1 rRNA gene is annotated in these 528 nt (G+C 45.6%); it reads left to right on the top strand.

Annotation, left to right across the window (positions count from 1 at the left end):
- The first annotated feature begins 1 nt into the window (after window position 1).
- Window positions 2–118, top strand: a 5S ribosomal RNA gene (gene rrf, locus BM003_RS17070).
- Window positions 119–528: the final 410 nt, after the last annotated feature.

The following is a 528-nucleotide window of genomic DNA, read 5'->3' as shown; positions in this document are numbered from 1 at the left end:
GTCTGGCGGTCATAGCGAAGAGGTCACACCCGTTCCCATCCCGAACACGGTCGTTAAGCTCTTCTGTGCCGATGGTAATTGGGGGCTGTCCCCCTGTGAGAGTAGGTCACTGCCAGGCAAATGAAAAACACGTATTTCTCATTTTCGAGAGATGCGTGTTTTTGTGTGAAAAAAAGTTTTTAATTGAATATTTCTTTGCTTAGAGAAGAGTAGCAAGGAAATACACTGTTGCATAGTGGACGGAAGAAGCGCAGTAAACCTATAAGAGAAGGGAGTTGACCGCGCGAATATTGAAGTTCAACCTAACGAGTGAAAAGTTGAACCGAACACGATCAAAGTCGAACCCAAGAGGGGAGAAGTCGAACCGAAGACCCAAAGTTGAACCGAACCATCGGAAAGTTGAACCGAACACGATCAAAGTCGAACCCAAGAGAGGAGAATTCCCAAACTCGTAACGAGCCGCGAAAAAGTCGTAACGAATGACTTCAAAATCGTAACGAACTCACAGAAAATCGTAGCGAATTCCCA

This window comes from Sporolactobacillus nakayamae (assembly GCF_900113325.1).
Lineage (GTDB): Bacteria > Bacillota > Bacilli > Bacillales > Sporolactobacillaceae > Sporolactobacillus > Sporolactobacillus nakayamae.
This window is presented reverse-complemented; position numbering and strand designations above follow the sequence as displayed.